This is a genomic window from Chamaesiphon sp. OTE_20_metabat_361, from assembly GCF_031364565.1.
Window position 1 is genome coordinate 1 of record NZ_JANLWO010000206.1, and the last position, 5463, is coordinate 5463.

Annotated in this window: 6 protein-coding genes; 2 read left to right on the forward strand and 4 right to left on the reverse strand. The window is 45.1% G+C overall.

The annotated features are described in order from the left end of the window. Positions 1 to 1227 (forward strand): PAS domain S-box protein (locus RMO35_RS05750; protein ID WP_309739224.1); only part of this gene is annotated, 1227 nt, incomplete at its 5' end. Positions 1228 to 1684: 457 nt separating this feature from the next. On the opposite strand, the gene RMO35_RS05755 is transcribed toward RMO35_RS05750, so the two are convergent. The 3 genes from RMO35_RS05755 to RMO35_RS05765 form a co-directional block, all read right to left on the reverse strand. Further along, positions 1685 to 2773: an AI-2E family transporter gene (locus RMO35_RS05755; RefSeq protein ID WP_309739226.1), complete on the reverse strand. Its 1089-nt coding sequence runs from the start codon at positions 2771 to 2773 to the stop codon at positions 1685 to 1687. 189 nt (positions 2774 to 2962) lie between these two features. Then, complete coding sequence (locus RMO35_RS05760) at positions 2963 to 3808, reverse strand: hypothetical protein (protein ID WP_309739228.1); 846 nt, start codon at positions 3806 to 3808, stop codon at positions 2963 to 2965. 21 nt (positions 3809 to 3829) lie between these two features. Then, positions 3830 to 4501: a hypothetical protein gene (locus RMO35_RS05765; protein WP_309739230.1), complete on the reverse strand. Its 672-nt coding sequence runs from the start codon at positions 4499 to 4501 to the stop codon at positions 3830 to 3832. 148 nt (positions 4502 to 4649) lie between these two features. Here RMO35_RS05765 and sixA point away from each other — a divergent pair, with 148 nt between their 5' ends. Continuing rightward, positions 4650 to 5147 (forward strand): phosphohistidine phosphatase SixA, encoded by a 498-nt coding sequence (gene sixA / locus RMO35_RS05770; protein ID WP_309739232.1) that lies wholly within the window; start codon positions 4650 to 4652, stop codon positions 5145 to 5147. A 191-nt stretch (positions 5148 to 5338) separates the two neighbouring features. Here the strand turns inward: sixA and RMO35_RS25190 are convergent. Continuing rightward, the coding region (locus tag RMO35_RS25190; protein ID WP_396135611.1) for a carbohydrate porin at positions 5339 to 5463 on the reverse strand (125 nt) is incomplete at its 5' end.

The following is a 5463-nucleotide window of genomic DNA, read 5'->3' on the forward strand; positions in this document are numbered from 1 at the left end:
CCTGACGATTGGGAGCGGACTAGTGCCACCTTTGAAGCGCTAAGGCTCGGTGAACCTAAGAGCGATCTTGAAAATAGATATCGTTGTCAAGATGGCTCGTATCGCTGGTTATCATGGAGTGCCACACCTTATCCACAAAAAAAGCTAATTTATGCAGCCGCGCGAGATATCACCGAACGCAAACATTACGAACAAGAGCGAGACAGGTTTTTTAATTTATCGCTCGATTTACTAGCAATTGCTAATTTTGATGGCTATTTTATCCGGATCAATTCATCATGGAATCGAGTTTTAGGCTTTACTAATACCGAATTAATGATGCGACCATATTTAGATCTAGTCCATCCTGACGATCTGCAAAGTACGATCGAAGCGGCTCAAAGTCTCAGCACGGGGGACTCTGTTGTGAGTTTTGAAAACCGCTACCGTTGTAAAGATGGGTCTTACCGCTGGCTATCTTGGAGTTCCTTGCCTGATGTGGAAAAAGGTGTAATTTACGCGATCGCGCGCGACACAACCGAGCGCCAAAAAATTCAAGCTGCTTTAGAAGAACGCAACCAAGAACTAGATAGTTTCGCTCAGGTTGTTTCTCACGATCTCAAAGCGCCCTTACGAGCAATTGCCAATCTTTCCCAATGGATCGAAGATGATTTGGCAGGATCGCTCTCAGCAGTAAATCAACAGCAAATGCTATTATTGCGCAATCGAGTTCATAAAATGTCCGCAATAATTGATGGCTTACTCGACTATGCCCGGATTGGGCAAGTAACAAACTCCAATGAATTAGTCGCAGTCGATCGATTACTGGCTGAAGTCATCGAATCAATTGCACCGCCCCCGACATTTAAGATCGAGATTGCGGCAAATATGCCAACGATCGATGGCAAAAAAATCTTATTATTTCAGGTATTTTCTAATCTAATTGGTAATAGTATCAAACATCACGATCGACTTGATGGCTCGGTAAAAATATCGATGCAAAAAGTACCAAACTTTTATGAATTTATCATTGCCGATGATGGACCGGGAATCGCCCCTAAGTATCAAGATGATATTTTTACTATTTTCCAAGCTGTAAATCCTCAAAATCGCGCCGATAGTACGGGGATCGGTCTGGCGATCGTGAAAAAGATCGTTCGAGCGGTGGGTTGTGATATTAGATTAGAATCTCAAGTTGGTAAAGGTACGACATTTTATTTCACTTGGCCGAGTATTTCACGTTGCTAAGTTAGTGAATAGTGAATAGTGAATAGTGAATAGTGGATAGTGGATAGTGGATAGTGAATAGTGGATAGTGAATAGTGAATAGTGAATAGTGGATAGTGGATAGTGGATAGTGGATATTAGTTGCTTTAAGCTCCGATGCGATTAAAAGTTAGCTCGATCGATGATAGCAGCAAAGCGATTTGAAGCTGCACAACCTCTTGAGAGGAGCTAGCAGGAGGAGGTATTTTAAACTGATAACTGCTTACTTTCTTGCCATTTTTAACATGTTTGCTCATAGTATCGATCGGCTAATAGATTTGATATCGCTAGTGCTGCTGTATCAATCTTAATTAATCTATGCGATCGGCGGCTCTGTCTTAAGTTCTCTAAATTAAAGATTAAACTATACATAAAGAGGTAGAAACCTACTCAATAGACTTCCTGTGCAAGTTAGGGGAAAGGGGAAACCATAACACGATTATGAGGGTGGATTACTGACAAGCACGGCATCTGAAGTAGCACCTCTCAATTGTTGGCGAAGCCGCTCTCTGAGCGCGTCAGCAATTCGCTTGATAAACCCCGCGCTCGGCACTGCTAAAAGTAATCCGAGAATACCGCCTACTTGCGATCCTAACAATACCGAGATGAACACAACTGCGGGATTGAGTCCCGTCATCCCACTCATCAACCGAGGCGCGATCGCATTTTCAATAATCTGACCGACGACGACCGCCACTAGCAAAACTTTAAGTCCCAGCCAAATGTTTTGCAGCGCTAGCAGCGAGCTAATCACAATAATCGTCAGGGTACCGCCAAAGGGAATCAGACTGGCAAAGCCAATCGTCAAGCCAAATAGCAACCCAAACGGAATCTGAAGTAGTAAAAATACAGTTACCAGCGACACACCTTGAATCGTAGACACGATCGCCTGACCCGCGAAATAACTCTGAAAACTTTGCCGGAGCGAATCTTGAATCTGTTGATTCCAAGGTGCGGGCAACCAACTCAGTAAGCCGTTCCACAAGCGGGTGCCACTAAATACTAATAAAACGGTCAGTACGACAGTTAAGAGCAAATTTAAGGCACTATTAATCGTATCCACAGCGAGAAAGAGCGCTTGACGCGAGGCTAATTGGAGGGTTTGAGTGACTCGCTCGGTCAAGCCAGCGGTTAAAGTAGTGAGATCGACTGGCAAGTCTTGGAAGATCGGCTGCGTACTCAGAGTAGCGACTTGCACCTGTGCGGCTGTCAACCAAGCGGGTAAACGATTGGCAAATTCCTCCAACTGTCTAAACACGATCGGCAGTAGCCCAAAACCGATCGCTCCTACCAAGGCAATGGCAACCACCAACACCAATCCAATTGCCCAAGCTCGTGCTAGTCCACGTCTTTCTAGGAACGCGATCGGATAATCTAGTAAAAACGTCACCAAACAAGCCGCAATGACGATACTAGAAATCGGTTGTAAGGAATGATAGAGTAGCCCGATCAGCCAACCATTTAGAAAAATTAATGGAAAGGCTAAACTAACTTTAAGCCATCGAGGTAGTTTTTGGTAGGGCAGCATTTTTAGTCGTTGCTAGCTGAGGTGACACGATCCCAAAACGAGCTATTTATATTTAGTAGTCAACAATACTCATTTTTCTGCATCTTCCAATCGATAGATATAACTAGCCGAAGTTATTTATTAACCTATTGACGGTTTAGCGAGACAAGATAGCCAAACGCACCAATCCTCTTTCAGCATCGATCGAGCCTATGGCATCCACTCGATTCCCAAACCCACCCGGCTATCGTAGTTTTCCTTGGCATTTTGCTGCTGGATGTCTGTCGATAACCGGAGGTGATTGGTGATGGCATAACCAACAGACAAAGTTGTCAAACCCGTCTCGGTGCTACTACCTAAACCTACCCAGCTCTGGCTCAGGGCGATATCGGCACCACCCCCACGGGACGGTACGAGCATCAGCTTGACGCCGAGATTTAGCCCATCGCGGCTATATTTATCAGTCTGGAGATGGCGAAAGCCGACTAGGGGTGTCACATTGAAATAACCACCCAAAGGTAAGAGATAATACTGCACGTCAGCACCGTAAGCACTGCGGCTACCGCCCGAATTGTAATTGGCACTGGCAGAAAGCCCACTGCGCCCGAAGAACACATCATCGACGGCGAGATGAATCCCACCCGTTTGTCCGGTGGAGGGATATTGAGAGTAGCCAACTTTTACCCGAGTCCGAAAACTCGGGTCATTTTTAATATCATCCAGGACATCGGGAATCCCCTTGAGCCATTTTTGCAAGACGGGACTACCATCGATAACTTCGGGACTGATATCGATTGAGTTTGGCTCGGATGGCGGCTGTTTGTCTGCTGGCGGCGCGTTTTGAGCGATACTCGGTAAGATCTGCTCTCGCAGGCTGGAGGGGTTGGCAATGCTCGGTAATTGTCCCCAACACCCCAGATAAACGATCGAGCCAATTAAGGTTTGGCAGAGCCGTCCCACATTAAGATGATGATTTCGGTTTAGCAATTTACTTAAAGGCGATCGCTGATGCGTCGTGCTGATGCTACCTGGATTGATACCGTCATATTCTAACATTGGGGCGAAAAAATTTGCGGTCTAGTCTTCGCCATTGCCGATCGCCTCGGTGGATGGGTTGGCATGATAATCATCGTGTCCCGTCATGGCGGCGGCAAAATCATGCTCGGGCGATGTAAAGCGGGGTGGATAATTTCGATGCCGATGGGCGATCCGAGACTCGATCGAGCTTTGGGCTTGATAGCAGTAAGCCGCGACGATAAACCACGCTCCAAACCAAGATTTGGATTCAAAATTATAATTATCGAGATTGCATAGTAAAGACTGCGCAACATTCCCCGCTGCTGGATTACGACAGATCCCAAAACTATGAGTCAATAGCCCCACCATCCCAAATGACACCGCGATCGTCAAGGTAGCCGCTGCACCTGCTGACAAGGCGCGGGTTTTGGGATACCATGTTGATGATTCTTGCTTCCCCAGTACCCAACTACCCCCATGGAATAAGCAGGCAAAAAATAAACTCGGCAGTAATAAATTAATTACCATCGAAATTGCCCCGAGAAGATACTGCTGTTCTACCCCGATCGCATTAGCAGAAAATTGCCAACTAGCACCCAAGAAGTTAGCAACATGTACGCCAAACGGCAATAAAATTAAAGTCTGTATCCAAGCTTTCCGCTTTGGTAAAAAAGCCTCCCACCGAAATCTATTTCTCGCTGGCACAAATTCTTCGGCACCCAATCTTGTCATAACTACTGCACCTTCGATCGTCTTAAAACATTTATCATCTACTTTATAATTCCCGATCGAGCCAGATAAGTATCGATCGGCAATAAACAGTTACCCACTAGATATCATCCGCTTGAGTGTCAATAAGTCTCAAATCATTAACAAAAATATGTACTTATACTTAATTCGTCATGGTATTGCCGAAGATTTAGATCCAGCAGACTCGATCGCCAATGATGAGTTAAGATGCCTTACTAAAGCAGGACGCAAAAGAGTCGAACAAGTTGCCGATCGAGCGATCGAATTAGACCTAAAATTCGATCTAATTATTACTAGTCCTTTAGTCCGCGCGCGCCAAACGGCAGAGATCTCGATCGACAAAAAACTCAGCCCCAAATTAGAGGTATCCCCAGAGCTGAAACCCAGCGGAAATCTCCCTGCGTGGTTGAGGGAATGGGATGCCCGTACCGATAACATCACCAATTTAGCCTTAGTCGGGCACGAGCCGAATTTGAGTGAGTGGGCTGAATTATTAATATTTGGTAAAGTTTGCCACCAATTAATTCTTAAAAAGGGCGGTATTATCGGTTTGAAATTTGCCGAAAATCGGATCGCGATCGGCACAGCACAATTATTTTGTCTCCTACCACCTAAATACTTGATTTAGCTAGGTGTGTTGGGTTTCATGCTTCAACCCAACCTACAGATCTACAGATCTAAAAATCTCTACAGATCTGGTGCAGGGAATAGTGAGTGCCACAAATTAAAAACCAGCCAGAAGTAAGATATCACTTCTGACTGGATTGGCGTACTCGATCGTCAGATCGATCGAGTACTTAGCAAAGTTAGTTGCGATTGTTAGAACGTAAATGTAGTTCTGATTACGCCGATCACTGCACTATTGCTATTAGTTTCATCAGTTGACGTTACATAGATCAACGCAGGAGTAATCGCGATATTATCACTGAATTTGTATTTGTAGA

Bases quoted from the DNA above. Each gene is read 5' to 3' on its own strand.
- RMO35_RS05755 (WP_309739226.1), bottom strand. From the start codon at position 2,773: ATGCTGCCCTACCAAAAACTACCTCGATGGCTTAAAGTTAGTTTAGCC.
- RMO35_RS05760 (WP_309739228.1), bottom strand. From the start codon at position 3,808: ATGTTAGAATATGACGGTATCAATCCAGGTAGCATCAGCACGACGCAT.
- RMO35_RS05765 (WP_309739230.1), bottom strand. From the start codon at position 4,501: ATGACAAGATTGGGTGCCGAAGAATTTGTGCCAGCGAGAAATAGATTT.
- sixA (WP_309739232.1), top strand. From the start codon at position 4,650: ATGTACTTATACTTAATTCGTCATGGTATTGCCGAAGATTTAGATCCA.